Below are 15,787 nucleotides of genomic sequence, written 5' to 3'. Positions count from 1 at the left end.
GACTGAAGCGTGCCGACTTCAACCCAGCCAGTACGCTCGCAGCTCGCGTTTCTCCTGGGCTCCAGTATGCTTGGGGCATGAAGATCACCACCATCGTGCTGGACTCGGTGGGGCTGGGTTACCTGCCCGACGCTGCCCGGTTTGGCGATGAGGGGGCCGATACCCTCGACCATACCGTGCTCAAGACCGGCCTGAAGCTGCCCCACCTGGCCTCGCTGGGGCTGGGCCACGTGCCAGGGGTACACACCCTGCCCAAGGTCACAGCGCCTTTGGGGGGCTTTGGCCGCATGGTTGAGGTCAACCCCGGCAAGGACACCTCCACCGGCCACTGGGAGTTTGTGGGGATTCGCCTCGAGCACCCCTTCCAGGTTTTTCCCCAGGGTTTTCCGGCGGATTTCCTGGCCGCCTTCTGCCAGCGCATAGGGGTCGAGGGCTACCTGCTCAACCAGCCCTACTCCGGCACCGAGGCCATCCGCGACTTTGGCGACGAACACCTGCGCACCGGTTTTCCCATCGTCTACACCTCGGCGGACTCGGTTTTTCAGGTGGCGGCGCACATCGGAAAGGTGCCGCTGGAAACCCTCTACGACTGGTGTCGAACCGCCCGCGAGCTGCTGGTGGGGCCGCTGGCCTGCGCCCGGGTGATTGCCCGCCCCTTTGAGGGCGAGCCGGGGCACTTCTACCGCCGCGAGGACCTGCGCCGGGACTTTGCCTTAGAACCTCCGCCCAACGTTCTGGACGCCCTAAAGGCCAGCGGCCTGGAGGTGGTGGGGGTGGGTAAGATTCCCGACATCTACGCCCACCGGGGCTTCACCCGCGAGGTCAAGGCCGGCAGCAATGCCCTGGGCATGGAGCGCACCCTGGAGCTGATGCGCGAGCCCTTCGCCGGCCTGGTCTTCACCAACCTGGTGGACTTCGACGCCAGGTACGGACACCGCCGCGACCCCGCAGGCTACGCCGAGGCCCTGGCCGCCTTCGATGCCCGGCTGCCCGATTTTGTGGAAGCCCTGGGCCCCGAGGACTACCTCTTTATCGTTTCCGACCACGGCAACGACCCCACCTACCGGGGCACCGACCACACCCGCGAGTACGGGATGCTCCTGGTGGTGGGGCCGGGGATGGCCGGTAAAGACCTGGGCACCCGCGCGACCTTCGCCGACCTGGCGGCGAGCTGGGCCCGCGCCTTCGGGCTTGGCTGGGAAGGCCCCGGCAGCCCCTTCCTCTAGGCGTTGCGCCGCACCTCTTCGAAGGTGTAGCGCCGGGTAATCTGGCCGTTCTCGAAAACGGTGTGCAGGATGCTCTGTGGGTGTGCCGCCGGCGCTTCTGCCGGTAGTTCGATGGTGCGGATGCCCCGCTCGTCGCGAATCACCTCGAGCCGCCCCTTCTTGGAGAGCTTGCTGGGGTCGTCCACCGGGCTCTTGCTCACCCCGTAGGTCTGGCCCTCCACCGTGACCAAGTGCAGCTTCTGGGCGAACTTCTGGGTGTCGCGGTGGGGGTGTTGCAAGAGAGCCCCGCCCATGCCAAAAGCCACATTGGAGGCGCTGTAACCCCACTGCTCGAGCAGGAAGAGAATCTTGCGGATGCTGGCAGCGTTGATGCCGTCGCCCTGGATGACCCGCACCCCGTTCAGCACCTTGTAGCCCTTCTTGTTGGTCGTCGCGCCGAACCTGGCTTCCAGGGTCTGCACCGTCCGCAGCACCACGAAGGGCGGGTCGCCGGAGTCGGGGCGAATCACCGGGGTCGCGCCCGAGGCCACAATCAGGTCTCTGAGCTCCTCACCAATAATCTGGCTCACGGCGTGCTCGCGGTTGTAGGAGTCAATCACCATGGCAAAAAGGGCCCCCGGCTGGCCGAAGGTCTCGATCATCTGCCGGTAGGCCTGGGCCTCGCCGGCAGGCCCAAAGCTGGTCACGGTGGAGTGTTCCATGGCCGGAATCGAGTAGCCAGCCATCTCGGCCCCGTAGTAGTTGCGGGCATACACCAAAGCAGTCACGGTGTCGGTGCCCTGGAAGTTGACCAGGTGGGCCATCCCGCCCAGGCCGGCGCTCTCCAGGCTGCTCACCCCCCGTGCACCGAAATCGTGCAGCTTGAAGGGCAGCTCGGCTTCGGGGTCGTCGGCGGTTTTTTCCAGCGCGGCCCGGATAATCTGCCGGATTTCCCAGGAGATGGTGCAGACCGTGGTGGGGTACCAGACTGCCCGCAGCAGGGCGGTCTCGAGCCAGCCGGGCAGCCAGGGCACCTTGGGGTCGGTGCTCTCGATGATGACCAAAGGGTTGTGAACGGGCACCACCATCCCCTCCGGCACGGCCCGGATGCGCACCGGCAACCGCCCCCCCAGCTCCTGGGCAACGTAGCGCCAGCCCTCGTAGGGAAAGGGCAACCCGTGGGCGCTAAAGACGGCCTGGGCCTCCTCCACATCGGCCAGGCTGACCCCTTTGGAAAGATACTCTATCAGGAAGGCTTGCAGGCCAAAGAAGCGAACGAAGTTGGAGTCGCCGCCCCGGCTCTCGATGTACCAGCTTGCGAAGGTCATGCCCTTGGGAAACTGGGCAAAGTGGCTGGCCTTGTAGCTGTCGGTGTTGAGAATCAGGTTATGGGGGTTGAGGGGTTTCATCTTTACCTCTCCTTTGGACAGGCTTATAGGGCGCTGTAGGTCTTGGCTGCAAGCTCTTGGCGATGGTGCTCCAGGAACCAGCGAATTTCCAGGTAGTGATCCTCGAAGAAGCAGGCTTGGTGGTTGGGCAGTTCGTCCAGGGGCAGCCAGAAGGCCCGGGCTGCATCGTCCTGGCCCTGCACTGGGGGGGGTGGGGCGTTGCCCAGGTCGAAAAAGTGGCCGTGGCTGATGACCCTGCCGCGCAGGCTGCGGCCTGGGTAGTCGAAGGCTTTGCTGGCTGTCAGCTGACTGGGCTCTAGCCTCAGGCCGGTCTCTTCGAAAAGCTCGCGCAGGGCGGCCTCGAGCAGGGTCTCCTGGGGCTCCACATAGCCCCCCGGCAGGGCCCAGGCCCCCTTGCTGAGCGCCCCAGCCCGCTCGACCAGAAGTACGTGGGCCTGGGCCAGCACCATGGCATCGGTGGCAACGTGGATGATGGGGTAAGGGTAGCGTCGCTCGAGCGAGCGGTAGTACTGAAGGGTTTTCCACTCGGCCTGCAAGCGGGCAAACAGGGCGGTGGTGGCAAACTGTTCCATGAACTGCCGCACGGCCTCGGGCACCAGGGGCCTCCAGTCGGGCTTCCCAGCAAAATAGCTGTTGCGCACATCGGTGGCGTTGAGGGGGCTGACCACCCCGCTCGGCTCAAAGGGCCAGTCGCCAAAGCCATGCAGGTAGTAGCTGCTCTCGTCCTTGTCGTGGCCGGTGATGCAGATGTGGGCCTCTGGGCCGGTGATGGCCTGCACCGCCGCCCGCACCGTGCGGAACCAGCGGGGGTCGTCGTAGAAGTCGTCTGGAATGGCTACAAAGTGAAGCCGCGCCGCCCCGTCTCCCAGACTGGCCCGGATCATGGCCTCGCGCTCCTCCGCGCTGAAGGGGTTTTTGGGGGTGGGGTAGCAGCGCGCGCTGCCCAGCACCACCACCAGCCGTTCAAAGCGGGCCAGGGCGCGGGTGATGGTCTGCAGGTGGGCCTGGTGCGGCGGCTGAAAGCGCCCGATAAATACAGCCGTTTTCATGCTTCTCTCCGGAAGCGGTACAGCTCGGCAGGCCTGAAACCCACCCCGCGCTCGAGTTCGCCGGTGGGCTCGAGCATCCCCGAGGCCAGCATCTTGCGCCGGAAGGAGTCTTTGTTGAGCTTGGTTTGCAGGATGGTCTCGTGGACGTTTTGCAGCTGGCGCAGGGTAAAGCGCTCGGGCAGCAGCTCGAAGCCAATGGGGGTGTAGCCGAGCTTCCCCCGGATGCGCCGCACGGCCACCGCCAGAATCTCGGCGTGGTCGAAGGCCAGCGAGTACTTCTTGTGCTTGTGGTCGAAAATCTCCACGCTGTCGGCGCCGGGGGGCACCCGCAGCTTGAAAAGGGCGGTTTCCTCGCCCACCTCGCGGATGTGGCTGGCCTCGACCAGGGCGTAATAGGCCACGCTGATCACGCGCATCCGAGGGTCGCGCTGGGGGTGGCCAAAGGTGTAGAGCTGCTCGAGGTAGATGGGGGGATGCAGGGCGCCTTCCCGCTCGAGGCCCACCACCCCCTCCAACCCGGCTTTTTGTCGCAGCACCCGCGCCGCGGCCTCGTCCAGCGACTCGTGCAGTTGCACAAAACCGCCCGGCAGGCTCCAGTAGTTGAGGAAAGGATGCTCCTTGCGCTTGACCAGCAGGGCCTCCAGATGCCCTTCGCGCAGGGTCAGGATAACCACATCCACCGTGACCGAGGGTCGTTCAAAGGCAGTGGCGTCGTAGTTGTCCAGGAAGCGCTGTTCTTCGCTGTTGCGTCGGTTCATGCCTGGCTTGCTCCTCAACCCGGCCTCTTATATGCAATAAGCATATATGTATAGTGTCGATAAGTCAAGGCCCTCCATTCGATGGCGGCAACTGGAGATGCGAAGTGAAAAATGTACATAAATTCTGTAACACCTGATATTTTTTTCAGGAATGAAGTGTTGATTTTTCGCAACATATGGTAAAGTGTTAGCGCGAGCGGCAGCTCGGAAGAACGTCCAAAGCCAGCTTCATTAGATGCAATATGCATCTAAGTGGCATCCGACGACCCGGCTCCGCCCTATGGAGGCCATGTGAACCACGATTTTGATGTCATCTCGGCGGCCCGCAACTGGCGGTTCAAGGACGTGCGCAAGGTTTCCAGCGACATCGCTGGAGAGGTCTTCGCAAGCGATGTGCTCGACATAGACGAGCTGCGCGAGCTGGTGTCCAAGCCGGTCTGGAAATCGCTCCAGGCCACCATCGAAAAGGGCACCCCGCTCGACCCCAGCATTGCCGATACCATCGCCCTGGCCATGAAAAAGTGGGCCCTGGAAAAAGGCGCAACCCACTACACCCACTGGTTCCACCCCCTGACCGGCTATACCGCCGAGAAGCACGACAGCTTCTATACCCCCATCTCCGAAGGCAAGGTGATTGCCTCTTTCACGGGCAAGGAGCTCATCCAGGCCGAGCCAGATGCTTCTTCGTTCCCTTCGGGTGGGCTCAGGGCCACCTTCGAGGCACGGGGCTACACCGCCTGGGACCCCACCTCACCCGCCTTCATCATGCGCCATGCCAACGGGGCCACGCTTTGCATCCCCACCGCTTTTGCCAGCTGGACCGGGGAGGCCCTCGACCTCAAAACCCCCCTGCTGCGCTCGATTGAGGCCCTCAACAAAAGCGCCCAGCGGGCCCTCAAATACTTTGGCGTGGAGGCCAACAAGGTGTCCTCGACCCTGGGAGCCGAGCAGGAGTACTTCCTGATTGACGAGGAGTTCTACTACCGCCGCCCCGACCTGGTCATGACCGGGCGCACCCTCTTCGGGGCCAAGCCGCCGCGCGGCCAGGAACTTGAGGACCACTACTTCGGTTCCATTCCCGACCGGGTGCTTTCCTTCATGACCGATGTAGAGAACCAGCTCTATGCGTTGGGAATTCCGGTCAAGACCCGCCACAACGAGGTGGCCCCCGGCCAGTACGAGATTGCCCCCATCTTCGAGCCCTCCAACATCGCCGCCGATCACCAGCAGCTCATCATGCAGGTACTCAAAAACACCGCGCGGCGCTATGGCATGGTGGCGCTCCTGCACGAGAAGCCCTTTGCGGGCATCAACGGCTCGGGCAAGCACTGCAACTGGAGCATGGGCACCGACACCGGCATCAACCTGCTCGAGCCCGGCGACACCCCCCACGACAACCTGCAATTCCTGTTCTTCTGCGCTGCCGTCATCAAGGCGGTGGACATGCACCAGGATCTGCTGCGCATCAGCGTGGCCTCGGCCTCCAACGACCACCGCCTGGGGGCCAACGAAGCCCCGCCGGCCATCATCTCCATCTTCCTGGGCGACCAGCTTACCGACATCTTCGAGCGGCTGGCCAGCGGCAAGGGGGGCTCGGGCAAGAAAGCAGGGATTCTCCAGCTTGGCACCCCGGTGCTGCCCCCTTTACCCAAACACGCCGGCGACCGCAACCGCACCTCGCCCTTCGCTTTCACCGGCAACAAGTTCGAGTTCCGTGCGGTGGGCAGCAGCCAGAGCATCTCCTTCCCCATCACCGTGCTCAACACCATCGTGGCCGATGCCATTGACGCCCTGATGGACGCGGTGGAGTCCAAGATGAAGAAGAAGATGGGCTTTGAGCAGGCCGCCCTAGAGACCATCAAAGAAACCTACGCCAAGCACAAGCGCATCGTCTTCAACGGCGACGGCTACTCGGCGGCCTGGCACAAAGAAGCCGCCAAGCGCGGGCTGCTGAACCTGCGGACCGCCATTGATGCCATCGAACACTTCACCGACGAGAAAAACGTAAAGCTCTTCAGCCGCCTGGGGGTGCTCAACGAACGCGAGATTCACGCCCGCCAGGAAATCATGTACGACATCTACTTCAAGCAGGTCAACATCGAGGGCGAGACCACCGAGTGGATCGCCCAGACCCAGATTCTGCCGGGGGCCTTGAGCTACCTGGCCGAGCTCTCCGAGATTGAGGTTAAGTCGCGTGCAGCCGAGCGCACCATCGAGCAGGTTGTGGAGGCCACCGACGCCCTCTCCGATGCCCTCGAGAAGCTCAAAGCGCAAAACGCCGAACTGGGCGGGGACGAGGTACACGAAAAAGCCCACCACATGCGCGACAATGTGCTGCCCGCCATGGCCGAGGTGCGCAAGGCCGCCGACGCGCTGGAGCGCATCTTGGCCGACAAGTACTGGCCCCTGCCCTCCTACCGCGAGATGCTGTTTGTCAAGTAAAAAACGCGCCACTTCTGCCTCGAACACCCCCCGCGACGGGGGGTTTTTTACTCAAGGGGGCGAACCAGTCCACTTCGCATCCCGCAGACGGTCGTACAGGGCAGGCTTATCTATAAGGGGCAACAGTAGCAGGGCTTTTGGCCAGGATGGAATGTATACGCTATAATCATAATTACAGGCCAGGTTAGAGCGCTCTTCACACATTATGGGCCATTCGAGTTCGAGAAAGCCTGGTTCTGAACAGAACAGTGGCCCCCTGGAAACTCGAAAACATGCGTCTCGGCCCAGAGGCATTCTCGTTTTCGTGGGCAGCCACGTCTGTGAAGGGCGCGATATAGCTGTACTGTACCCTAAAGCGGTGTTGCACCCACTGCCACCGCCAATCCCCCGGCCCGATACCAACCCGGCCATCGGTGCGGCTTGGATGGCAGGAGGGTCTGAGGTCGCTGATGAAGTACGCCAGAACTGGGCTCCGGTCACATGGGAGTGCTGCCACAGCAGGATGCAGGCTATCGCTGGCGCAGGTAATTGAAGCCGTTGATGGAGATCACGTCCTCTTCCTCGCCAGGAAAGCGGAAGAAAAAAGCCTGTTCGCGGCGACCGTCGCTGTAGGTCAGCTCGAGCCTGTTGTTTTGGATGCGGTAGCTGCCTTGCCCTCCGGTGCGCTGGCTGCCCGCCACCCCCGCCGCCTCCCCCACCACGGCGAATCCAGTGAAGCCCTGCACCTCAAAGCGCCCGTCCGGGCCGAAGCGAAAGCGCACCTCCCCGCTCACATTTCCTGAGCCTAATGGACTGGTGAGGTCGGTGAAGCTCCTGCGAACGTAAACCCCATTGAGCCTGCAGCCATCGCAGCTTTCCACCCGCCGGAAGACGGTGGGCCCGGTCTGGCCGGGCCACAGTGCGCCCAGCCGAACTGTGGCTGCCCCGCGGGTGAAGGCCACCGCAGTTCCCCTAAAGGTGAACTGCACCTGATTGCCCACCATCCGGTAGCTTCCCACCCTCTCAGGCTCCTCGCGCCGGGCCTTCTCGTAGTCAAGTCGGGTCGGGTCGCCTGGGGGTAAGCCAAAGTAGAGTCGTCCGCCCGACAGAAAAAGCCAGAAGGCGTTGAAGCTTGTGTAGGTGTAACCAGGGCCATAGGTGTTGGCTCGCATACGCAGAATGTTGGCGACATAGAGGCCCTCGATGGGGGTGGAGGAGGGGGGTAGGGTGGTGGCCTGAGGTGCGGAGGAAGGGTTAGAAAGCCGCAAGGAGTCGGTGAAGGTAGCAATGGCACCCTCGTACTCACGGAACAACTGGGCCTGGCTGGCCATGATGACCAGCACCTCCATCCGGTTGCCGGCCTTGAGGGCCATATAAAGCCGCACTGTAGGGTTGCCCCCACCCTTTTCCCGCACCTCCAACAGCTTCATAAGCACTTCAAGGCCCTCCGTCGTGCGCTCCTTTTGCAGGGGGCTCGAGCGCACCAGTTCCTCGTTGCTGGCCAGGGCCTCACGCAGGACTTGCTCGAAGGTCGTCTGAAAATCGCCCTTGAGCACCGTGCCTTCGGTGATTACAATGGCTAGCTTTCGCTCCTCACTAAAGTCGGGTGGCAAAAGCAGGGTGTAGGCCCCCTGCCGCACCTGCTGCCAGCCCGAGGGAACTGTGTAGACCAGGCCGCCCTGTCGTCCTTCCTCTGCAAAACCCAAAAGCAATAGAAAAACCAACCCCATGGCCCTGCTCATAGACTGCCTCCATTTAAGGACAGCATCAGGTTAGCAAAAAATGGCTGCCTGCTCCAAGGGTGGGCAGGTGGGCGGCGCGCACCGACCACTTGCTGAAGCTGCTCCCGGCCCGCTTCACCGCCCTGCTCTTGTGGGCGGCGACCCTCCGCTTCCGGTGGTGGAAGTTCCTGCACGGGGCCCGCAAGACCCCCTTGCCCAGTTTGGGCTGGCCCATGACCACCCTGGCCGGGGCCTTGGCCCACCCATACAGACGTGCTGAACAAGTTCCGGGGCGATGCCCGGCTGCTTTTCCCCGGCCCTGAAGCGCTCGAGGCCCTCACCAGCGTGCCCACAGCCTTTGGCCCCGACAGGGTGCAGCGGCTGAGCCAGGCCTGCCTGGAAGGGCTGGGCGGGTACTGGTAGGCCCTGGAGGGTCTGGCCATCCAGGGCTACGAGATTCGTCACGGGGAGAGCGGCCACCTGTACATGCAGCAGGGAAGCGTGCTGGGGCTTTACCTCCACGGGCTCTTTGAGAACCCGGAGGTGCTATCGCGCCCTTCACAGACATGGCCGCCTATCCGGGCCGCCACTGTTCTGTCCAGGACAAAGCTTTCTTAAATATGTGAAGAGCGCTCTAATGCACCTCTTTGGGCAGCCGCCGCGTTCGGAGAACCTCTTCGAGCAGATGGCCGATTTCGTGGCGGCCCATTTCAAGGCCGGATTTTCTCGACTTTCTGGCCTGTATTCAGGGCTCTGCATCGGGGCCTTCTACCGGGGCCGATACCGGAATGGCCCGTCCATCTGGCCCCAAGGCCACCATCACGAACCCCGCGCGGCAGGCCAGGGTGCGCTCGGGGCTGTCCACCCGCTCCACCCACATCTCCACCTCGAGGCGCATGGAGCTCCGTCCCACCTCGCGAACCCAGGCCACCAGCTCCACGATGGCGCCCTGGGGCACCGGGTGGCGAAAGTCCAGGGCGTCGGCATGCACCGTGACCACCTTGGCCCGGGCGTGCCGGGTGGCGGCCACAAAGGCGGCCTCGTCCATCCAGGCCATGGCCGTGCCGCCGAAGAGGCTACCGTAGTGGTTGCAGTCGCCCGGGCGCACCAGGTGCACGGTGCGGGTTTTTCTCATGCCCGGCTCCGGCGCAGCTTGGCCCGCTCCTCGCGGTAGAGGATGTAGGCCTTGGCCACCTGGGGGTAGGTCTCCATCAGGCCCTCTTCCACCCGGTCTTGAATCTCTTCCACCGCCAGGCTTTTCTGCCGGGCCCGGCGCTTGACAGGCGAAAGAATATGCCGTTCCAGGCGGGCAGGCTCCAGATCCACCCCCACCGCCCGCGCGGCTTTCTCCACCGCCCGCACGATGCGCAGCTCGTCGAAGGGCACGCTGCGCCCATCCCGCTTGACCACGGGCTTCAGGTCTTCCTCGGCCTCGGGGAAGTAGAAGTCCAGGTCGGTAAGTGGCTCCACCCGGGTGGCCTTGATGTAGCCGTTGCCTTTGGTGGAGAAGAAGTCGTGGTTTTTGGTCTCGGTGCGCAGCCCGGCCAGCACCACCGGGTTGACTGCCTCGGCCCCCACCCCGAAGTAGGGCTCCAGCCCCAGGTTCATCAGGGCCTTGTCGGCGTTGTAGCGGGAGAAGGTGCACACCGCTTCCTCTAAGCCGATGGGGGCGTAGAGGGCCTCGCTGTAGCGGTCCTCGAGGGGCGAAAGCGCCTCCAAAAGCCGGTGCACCTCGCTTTGGGCCTCCCGCTGCTCCCGCTCCTTCATCCCGCTCAGCAGCTCCTGGGCCAGAAGGCCCACGTACACCCCGTGGATGGCCTCGTCGCGGATAATCAGGCTGATGATCTCCCCCGAGCTCACCAGCCGCCCCTGCCCGGCCAGGTAAAGCGGGTAGAAGAAGCCCGAGTAGAAGAGGTAGGACTCCAGCAGCACGCTGGCGGCCATGGCCCGGTAGAGGCTCCGCCTGTCCTGGATGCTGGTGTAGGCCCCGTGGATTAGGGCCAGCTTGGCCTGCAGCTCGGGCTGGGCCCTGACCCAGTCAAAGAGCTCGCCAATCCGCTCCGAGGTGCAGAGGGTGGAGAAGATGGAGCTATAGCTCTTGGCGTGCATGTGCTCCATGGCCCCCATAAAGGCGAGCACCGCCTTGACCTGCAGGCCCGGCACCCGCTGGGCAATCTGGGGCATCCCCACGCTGCCCTGCACCGTGTCTAAGAGCGTGAGCCCGGCCAGCACCGCCTCGTAGGCCCGCTGCTCGGCCTTGCTCAGGGTCATCCAGGAGAGCTTGTCGTCGGCTAAGGGGATTTCCTCGTCCACCCAGAACTGCCGCACGTTCTGGTCCCAGAACATCTTGGTGTAGTCGTCCTCGGGCCGGTTCCAGTTGACCGCTTCAAAGGCGGGGTGGGTTTGGGTTGCTTCCATCTTGGCTCCTTCAGACCGCACAGCTCAGGCACTCCTCCACCGAGAGGTTCTTGGTGCGGGTGTAGTAGAGGCTTTTGAGGCCCTTGCGCTCGGCGTAGACGTAAAGCCGGGCCAGCTCGCGGGTGCTGGTCTCGCTGGTGACGTAAAGCACGGTGCTGATGCCCTGGTCCACGTGGGGCTGAATCTCGGCCACCAGGTCAATCAGGCGGTACATGTTGGTGTGGTAGGCCGACTTGTAGTACCAGTAGGTCTCCTCGGAGAGGAAGGGCACCGGGTAGTAGGTGGTGGCGTTGCCGTAGGTGCGGGTCTCCACCACCTCTACAATGGGCGCGATGGAGGGGGTGGCGTTTTGGATGTAGCTGATGCTGGCGGTGGGGGCGATGGCCAGGCGGTAGGCGTGGTAGAGGCCGTGGCGCTCCACCTCGGCTTTGAGCCGGGCCCACTCCGCGGGGCCGGGCAGGGGCAGGTGGGCGAAGAGCCGCCGCACGGCCTCGGTGCGGGGGCGGAAGTCTTCCTCTAGGTAGCGGGCGAAGTACTCGCCGGTGGCGTAGTCGGAGTGCTCGAAGCCCTCGAAGCGAACCCCGCGCTCGCGGGCGATGGCCATGGAGCGCTCGAGGGAGTAAAAGTTCACCGCGGCGAAGAAGCTGCGGGCGAAGTCGCGGGCCTCCGCCGACTCGTAGCGGAGCTGGTTCTTGGCCAGAAAGCCGTGCAGGTTCATGGCCCCCAGGCCCACCGAGTGAAAGGCCCGGTTGGCCCGCGCCACCCCGGGAACGTTTTTGATGCTGGAGAGGTCGCTCACCGCGGTCAGCATGTCCATGGCGGTGTGCACACTTTCCTGCAGGTTCCCCGAAGCCATCACGTTCACGATGTTCAAGGAGCCTAGGTTGCAGCTGATGTCGTAGCCAATCTGGTCGGGCTCGCCGTAGTCGCCAATCTGGGAGGGGGTCTGGAGCTGGAAAATCTCGGTGCAGAGGTTCGACATCTTGATCTGCCCCAGCCCCTTGAGGGGGTGGGCCCGGTTGGCGTTGCTCTTGTAGACGATGTAGGGATAGCCCGATTCGAACTGGGTCTGGGCGATGCGGGTGAGCATGGCCCGGGCCGGGAGGGGCCGCTTCTTCACCGCGGGGTGGGCCACGAGCTCCTCGTAGCGCCGGTCGAGATCCATGTCGTCTAGGTGCTCGCCGAAGGCCTGGTAGACCGAGTAGGGGGCGAAAACGTAGAAATCCTCCCCCCGCTCGGCCAGCTCGAAGAACTTGTGCGGCACGATCAGGCCCAAGGAGAGGGTCTGGATGCGGCTTTTCTCGTCGGCGTTGATCTTCTTGGTGTCTAAAAACTCCTCCACATCCCAGTGGAAGATGTTCAGGTAAACCGCTCCGGCCCCCTTGCGCTGGCCCATCTGGTCGGCGTAGTTGAAGGCGTCCTCGAGCAGCTTCATCACCGGCACCACGCCCTTGGCCGCATGGGCCACGCCCTTGATGGGCTCCCCCCGGGCCCGCAGCTTGGAGAGGTTGAGGGCCACCCCCCCGCCAATCTTGGAGAGCTGCATGGCCGCGTTCAGGTTGTAGCCGATGGAGTTGAGCGAGTCGTCGAGCTCCAGCAAAAAGCAGCTCACCAGCTCCCCCCGCCGGGCCCGCCCGGCGTTCAGGAAGGTGGGAGTGGCGGGCTGGTAGCGCTGCTCCATCAGGGCCCGCACGTAGGCCCGGGCCTTCTCCACGCTGCCCTGGGCCAGGTGCAGGGCCACCGCCAGCACCCGGTCCTCGTAGCGCTCGAGGTACTCTTTCTTGTCGTCGGACTTGAGGGCGTAGTCTTTGTAGAACTTGGAGATGGCCATGAAGCTGGCGAAGCGGAAGCCATAGCTGTAGGCCAGGTCGGAGAGCTCGAGCAGGTCTTCCTCGCGGTAGCGCTCGAAAAAGTTCTCGTAGTAGCCCTCCTCTACCAGCGCCCTCAGGCGCTCGATGGGGCCGGGGAAGGGCCGCAGCTTTTTGCCTACTTCCTCCTCAAAGGCCCGCACCGCCTCGAGGTCTTTCTCGAGCTGAAAAAAGCCGTTTCTCTTCTGTAAGATGGCGCTATTGAGCTCTAAATAAAGCACCTCTGCCTCCTTCTAACTGGGCGACCACCTCCATAAACCCCTTGCGGTCGCTCTCGGTGCCCGCAAGTTCAAACTTGAGTAGTACAGGCAGCGCGTAGCGCTCGGCAAGCAAGTCGGCTGCGCGGGCGAAGTTTTGGCCCCAGTTGCGGTTGCCACTCGCGGCCACCCCCCTTAAAAAGGGCCAGTTCCTAGCGGCGAAGCGCTCCACCTCAGGAGGCACCTGCCCAAAGCCGGTGGTGTAGGTCAGGAGCACGCAGGCTTCCGAAACCTGCTCCTCGCCTGTCTGCAAGCGCAAAGAAGGCAGAGCCAGCCGCTTCACAAAGCGTTGCACGTTGCCGGTTTTAGAAGCATAAACAATCAACACAGCTTGACCACCCCGGATGCACAAAAGACATCTCTGCCGCGGTTCTTGAATAGGTCACGGCGCAAAAGCCCAAACAGCACGCCTGCTGCACTGGCCGCTATCCAACGCTAGGTTGTATGGGAATGATTCACGTAAGCCACCTTTCCGTCCCTTGCGCGAGGACTAGGAGACCCTCCTGGGCAGGCATTCGGGCTTTTACCGTTGCGCGACAGCGGCGGAATTGCACCGCGCTTCCCCTGACACCAGTGGGGAAACCACATATTGTGGTTTCTGCCCGAAACAATACAATCTGTTGTGTAAGGATGTCAATGGTGCTTGCCGAAGCTGCTCATCGCGCTCTTCACAGATCTGGCCCATCCAGGCGGCCACTGTTCTGTTCAGAACCAGGCTTTCTCGAACCCAAATGGCTCATAATATGTGAAGAGCGCTCTACAGCACGTTGCCTACTTTTGCAGGAGGTCTAGTGTATACTGTATACACCTATGCCACCCCACGCTGAGGCCGTCATCTGCGGCGCTGGAATCGCCGGGGTGGCGGCGGCCTATCACCTCACCAAAAAGGGCCTGAAGCAGGTGGTGATTGTGGAGCAGGGCGACCCGCTTTCGCTCACCTCCGACAAGTCCACCGAGGCCTACCGCAACTGGTGGCCGGGGCCGGACGGCCACATGATTGCCTTCATGAACCGCAGCATCGAGCTGCTCGAGGCCATCGCCCGCGAATCCTCCAACCGCATCCGCCTGAACCGCCGGGGCTACCTCTACGCCACCGCCGACCCGGCCAAAATTCCTCAGCTCATCGAGACCGCCCAGCAAGCAGCCCACCAGGGCGCGGGTGCGCTGCGCGTTCACAGCGGCAACACCCACTACGCCCCCTCCCCGCCCGAGGGCTTTGAGGGCGTGCCGGACGGGGCCGACTTGCTGACCGACCTGGCCCTGATCCGGCAGCACTTCCCCTACCTGAACCCCGGCACCCGGGCGGTGCTGCACGTGCGGCGGGCGGGCTGGCTCTCGGCCCAGCAACTGGGAATGTATCTGCTGGAAAAAGCCCGCGAACAGGGGGCTCGGCTGGTGCGCGGGGAGGTGGTGGGGGTGGAAACGCTGGGCGGTGCGGTTCGCTCGGTTGAGGTAAGACAAAGCGACGGCTCTACCCAGAGCATCGAGACCTCTGTCTTCGTCAACGCTGCCGGGCCCATGCAAAAGCGGGTCGGCCAGATGCTGGGGGTGGAGCTTCCGGTCTTTGCCGAGCAGCACCTCAAGATGAGCTTTAGCGAGACCCTGGCGGTGGTTCCCCGCGAGGCCCCCCTGCTCATCTGGATGGACGAGATAGAACTGCCCTGGAGCCCGGAAGAGCGCGAGATGCTGGCCGAGGAGGGTGCTGGCTGGCTTCTGCAAAAACTGCCTTCTGGAGCGCATGGCCGACCCGACGGGGCGGGGAATAGCCCCACCCTGATTGTGCTTTACAACCACCACACGAAGCCGGTTGACCCCACTTTCCCCCTGCCCCCCGACCCTCTCAACCCCGAGCTTGCCCTGCGCGCTTTGTCGGTGATGGTTCCGGGTCTGCAAGGCTACCTCGAGAGAGCGCCCAAGCCCTGGGTGGACGGGGGCTACTACCTCAAAACCCAGGAAAACCGCCCGCTCATCGGCCCGCTGCCGGTCAAGGGGGCCTATCTGGTGGGGGCCTTGTCGGGCTTTGGGGTGATGGCCGCCTGCGCCGCCGGGGAACTGCTGGCAGCCCACGTGACCGGGGCCGCACTGCCGGGTTATGCGCCCGCTTTTACCCTCTCACGCTACCAGGAACGGGCCTATCAAAAGCTGCTGCAAAACTGGGGCGATACCGCGCAGCTTTAGAGCGCTCTTCACATATTTAGAGCCATTCGACTATAAGAAAGCTTTGTCCTGGACAGAACAGTAGCGGCCTGGATAGGCGGCCACCGCTGTGAAGGGCACGATAGGCCGCATCGCTCCGTACAACAGGGCAAAACCCTTGAATCGAGCAAGGGGCCGGTGGCCCAGAGTCGCCAGGCAAGGTGCTGGAGACTTTCAGCGTTGCAAGAGGCGCTCGAGCATCAGCTCCACCGCCTGCCGGTAACCGGGCTGGAGGGCGCGGATTTCCGCTTGTGCGGGTGGGGCGTCTAGCTCTGCCGGCTGGGTGGCCTGCAGGGCCTGCTCGAGGCCCCCGTACACCCCCGCCCCCACCAGGGCCAGGATTCCGGCCCCCCGGGCGGCCCCCTCGTCGCCCGAGACCCGCACCACCGGCACCCCCAGGGCCCCGCTCAGAAGCGAGAGCCACAGGTCGGAGGCCGCGCCCCCTCCAGTGGCCAGTAGCCGCTGGACTTCGGCCAGTGGGCGCA

The 15,787-nt window shown here is 63.6% G+C and carries 14 protein-coding genes and 1 riboswitch; of the genes, 5 read left to right on the top strand and 9 right to left on the bottom strand.

Features of this window, described 5'->3' with window-relative positions; all coding sequences use genetic code 11:
• Nucleotides 1-77: 77 nt before the first annotated feature.
• Nucleotides 78-1,226, top strand: coding sequence for a phosphopentomutase (locus NZN28_RS03465; RefSeq protein ID WP_295395381.1), 1,149 nt, complete (start codon nt 78-80; stop codon nt 1,224-1,226).
• Here NZN28_RS03465 and NZN28_RS03460 read toward each other — a convergent pair.
• From NZN28_RS03460 to NZN28_RS03450, 3 genes are read right to left on the bottom strand one after another with little or no spacing between them, the layout of a single operon-like run.
• Nucleotides 1,223-2,614 carry a nicotinate phosphoribosyltransferase gene (locus tag NZN28_RS03460; protein ID WP_295395380.1) on the bottom strand — a complete coding sequence of 464 codons (1,392 nt, stop codon included), beginning with the start codon at nt 2,612-2,614 and terminating at the stop codon, nt 1,223-1,225. The two genes, NZN28_RS03465 and NZN28_RS03460, sit on opposite strands and share 4 nt — an antisense overlap.
• Before the next feature lie 23 nt (nt 2,615-2,637).
• Nucleotides 2,638-3,663: a bifunctional nicotinamide-nucleotide adenylyltransferase/Nudix hydroxylase gene (locus tag NZN28_RS03455; RefSeq protein WP_295395379.1), complete on the bottom strand. Its 1,026-nt coding sequence runs from the start codon at nt 3,661-3,663 to the stop codon at nt 2,638-2,640.
• Nucleotides 3,660-4,421 carry an NUDIX domain-containing protein gene (locus tag NZN28_RS03450; protein ID WP_295395378.1) on the bottom strand — a complete coding sequence of 254 codons (762 nt, stop codon included), beginning with the start codon at nt 4,419-4,421 and terminating at the stop codon, nt 3,660-3,662. The genes NZN28_RS03455 and NZN28_RS03450 overlap by 4 nt, the downstream gene beginning before the upstream one ends.
• A 291-nt stretch (nt 4,422-4,712) precedes the next feature.
• Here NZN28_RS03450 and NZN28_RS03445 point away from each other — a divergent pair, with 291 nt between their 5' ends.
• Entirely contained in the window at nt 4,713-6,863 is a 2,151-nt protein-coding gene (locus NZN28_RS03445; RefSeq protein WP_295395377.1) for a glutamine synthetase III, read from the top strand.
• A gap of 509 nt (nt 6,864-7,372) precedes the next feature.
• Here the strand turns inward: NZN28_RS03445 and NZN28_RS03440 are convergent.
• Nucleotides 7,373-8,584, bottom strand: a complete 1,212-nt coding sequence (locus NZN28_RS03440; protein WP_295395376.1) for a hypothetical protein — start codon at nt 8,582-8,584, stop codon at nt 7,373-7,375.
• A 59-nt stretch (nt 8,585-8,643) separates the two neighbouring features.
• Here NZN28_RS03440 and NZN28_RS14625 point away from each other — a divergent pair, with 59 nt between their 5' ends.
• Together NZN28_RS14625 and NZN28_RS03435 are read left to right on the top strand one after the other, a co-directional pair.
• Nucleotides 8,644-8,886 carry a cobalamin biosynthesis protein gene (locus NZN28_RS14625; protein WP_367275817.1) on the top strand — a complete coding sequence of 81 codons (243 nt, stop codon included), beginning with the start codon at nt 8,644-8,646 and terminating at the stop codon, nt 8,884-8,886.
• A complete protein-coding gene (locus NZN28_RS03435; RefSeq protein ID WP_295395375.1) occupies nt 8,837-8,986 on the top strand; it encodes a hypothetical protein in 150 nt (49 codons plus the stop codon). Before NZN28_RS14625 ends, NZN28_RS03435 begins: the two co-directional genes overlap by 50 nt.
• Before the next feature lie 322 nt (nt 8,987-9,308).
• Here the strand turns inward: NZN28_RS03435 and NZN28_RS03430 are convergent, their stop codons facing one another.
• Genes NZN28_RS03430 through nrdI form a run of 4 tightly spaced genes read right to left on the bottom strand, consistent with a single transcriptional unit; the run spans nt 9,309 to nt 13,434 of the window.
• Nucleotides 9,309-9,698 (bottom strand): acyl-CoA thioesterase, encoded by a 390-nt coding sequence (locus tag NZN28_RS03430; protein WP_295395374.1) that lies wholly within the window; start codon nt 9,696-9,698, stop codon nt 9,309-9,311.
• On the bottom strand, nt 9,695-10,981 hold the full coding sequence (gene nrdF / locus NZN28_RS03425; RefSeq protein ID WP_295395373.1) for a class 1b ribonucleoside-diphosphate reductase subunit beta: 1,287 nt from the start codon (nt 10,979-10,981) through the stop codon (nt 9,695-9,697). Before nrdF ends, NZN28_RS03430 begins: the two co-directional genes overlap by 4 nt.
• 10 nt (nt 10,982-10,991) lie before the next feature.
• Nucleotides 10,992-13,070, bottom strand: a complete 2,079-nt coding sequence (gene nrdE, locus NZN28_RS03420; RefSeq protein WP_295395372.1) for a class 1b ribonucleoside-diphosphate reductase subunit alpha — start codon at nt 13,068-13,070, stop codon at nt 10,992-10,994.
• Nucleotides 13,048-13,434 (bottom strand): class Ib ribonucleoside-diphosphate reductase assembly flavoprotein NrdI, encoded by a 387-nt coding sequence (nrdI, locus tag NZN28_RS03415; protein WP_295395371.1) that lies wholly within the window; start codon nt 13,432-13,434, stop codon nt 13,048-13,050. The genes nrdE and nrdI overlap by 23 nt, the downstream gene beginning before the upstream one ends.
• Before the next feature lie 160 nt (nt 13,435-13,594).
• Nucleotides 13,595-13,708, bottom strand: a riboswitch (cobalamin riboswitch).
• A 208-nt stretch (nt 13,709-13,916) separates the two neighbouring features.
• Between nrdI and NZN28_RS03410 the strand changes: the two genes are divergently transcribed.
• Entirely contained in the window at nt 13,917-15,284 is a 1,368-nt protein-coding gene (locus tag NZN28_RS03410) for an FAD-binding oxidoreductase (RefSeq protein WP_295395370.1), read from the top strand.
• 192 nt (nt 15,285-15,476) lie between these two features.
• Here NZN28_RS03410 and NZN28_RS03405 read toward each other — a convergent pair.
• Nucleotides 15,477-15,787, bottom strand: a 311-nt coding sequence (locus NZN28_RS03405) for an FGGY-family carbohydrate kinase (RefSeq protein ID WP_295395369.1), incomplete at its 5' end; no start/stop codon positions are given.

It is taken from the genome of Meiothermus sp. (assembly GCF_025056915.1).
GTDB lineage: Bacteria > Deinococcota > Deinococci > Deinococcales > Thermaceae > Meiothermus.
Note: the sequence above shows the minus strand (reverse complement) of the source record. Positions and strands in the feature narration are given on the sequence as shown.